Consider the following 1,438-nt stretch of genomic DNA (forward strand, 5'->3'; position numbering starts at 1 on the left):
CACCGGGCTGTGCCTCGTCGTCCATGGCGGCGGGCACGGCGTAGTCGAAGTAGCGGTCGAGGTGGACCAGGCCCTTGTCGACCAGCACCCGGGCGACCGGGTCGCGTGCGGCGAGCGCGGCTCCGCGCCAGGTGCGGGGGCGGGCCCTGGGCTGCTGCTGCCTGCCCCGGCGCACCACGTCCCGGATGAGCGCCAGCTGCTCCGGCTCCCCACTCCCTTCGCCCGTCGGCGTGTCCTGCCTGCTCACTCCTCCAGTCTTAGCAGACCCCACCGACATCCGAGGGCCCCCGCCCACCGCCGAGTACCTGTCGGATGACGTGCCGGGCGTTGGCGGAGATGACCGGGTTGGTGCTTCGGTAGTACGGCAGTTGGATCACGGCCATGGACAGCGCCCAGCCGCGGCCGCGCGCCCAGGTGGCGTCGTCCACGCCCACCGCCTCGCGGTACTCGGGCAGCACCGAGGCGGGCAGCAGGTTCCACGCCGGGATCAGGTCGGTGGCCGGCTCTCCCATGCCCACGGTGCCGAAGTCGATGATCGCCGAGACGCGGTGTTCCGCGAGCAGCACGTTGCTCGGCATGAGGTCGGCGTGTGTCCAGCAGGGTGGGCCCGTCCACGGTGGTGCCGCGAGTGCCTCCTCCCAGGCCTCGGTGATCGCGTCGGCGTCGAAGGGCTCGTCGGTGCGCCGCAGCGCCTCGATCGCCGCCCGGGTCTCGCGGTCCTCGGAGCTCAGTCGTGCTCCGCGGTGTGCGGGTGGGCCGCCGGGGAGGTCGATGCGGCGCATGGAGACCGCGAAGGCCGCGAGGGAGCGGGCCACGCTCGCCGGCTCGGCCAGTTCGCCCTCGACCGGGTTGCGGCCCTCGATCCACCGGTGCACCGCCCAGTTCATGGGGTACTCCTCGGTCGGTGCGCCGACCGCCACGACCTCCGGAACGGGCAGCGGCAGCAGCGGCGCCAGCCGTGGGAGCAGCCGCGCCTCCCGCACCGCCGTGTCGGCGCCGTCGGGGCGCAGCGGCAGGCGGACGGTCAGCTCGTCACCGAGCCGATAGAGGGCGTTGGCGGTGCCGCCCGACGTCAACCTGGTGATCGGCAGCTCCGCCCATCGGGGGAACTGGGCACCCAGCAGGCGGCGGACCAGCTCGACGTCGGTCGCCACCTCGTCGGCGTGCATTCCCGCCATCCGCTGCTCCCCGGGGTCCGATGGATACCGGCGAAGATCGTCACACGGCCCTCCCCGGGGGCCCAAGCGGTTTTCGCGCCGGGAACGGCCGACGGGCGGGTCCCCTGGTGGGAGCCCGCCCGTCGGTGGTGGTGCGGTGGGTCAGAGGCCGGCGGCCTTGCGGAGGGCGTCGGCGCGGTCGGTGCGCTCCCAGGTGAAGTCCGGCAGCTCACGGCCGAAGTGGCCGTAGGCGGCGGTCTGGGCGTAGATCGGGCGCAGCA

At 73.9% G+C, this 1,438-nt stretch carries 1 protein-coding gene and 1 pseudogene; both read right to left on the reverse strand.

The window, feature by feature from the left end; genetic code table 11:
- A pseudogene (locus GL263_RS26465) lies at positions 1-277 on the reverse strand (hypothetical protein); the annotation flags it as partial.
- A complete protein-coding gene (locus GL263_RS26470; RefSeq protein WP_182858267.1) occupies positions 258-1,169 on the reverse strand; it encodes an aminoglycoside phosphotransferase family protein in 912 nt (303 codons plus the stop codon). The gene GL263_RS26470 and the pseudogene GL263_RS26465, both read right to left, overlap by 20 nt.
- Between the last annotated feature and the right edge of the window lie 269 nt (positions 1,170-1,438).

Source organism: Streptomyces durbertensis, from assembly GCF_014156695.1.
Lineage (GTDB): Bacteria > Actinomycetota > Actinomycetes > Streptomycetales > Streptomycetaceae > Streptomyces > Streptomyces durbertensis.

Excerpts from the sequence above, each read along its gene's own strand:
- GL263_RS26470 (WP_182858267.1), bottom strand. The coding sequence starts at position 1,169 with ATGCACGCCGACGAGGTGGCGACCGACGTCGAGCTGGTCCGCCGCCTG.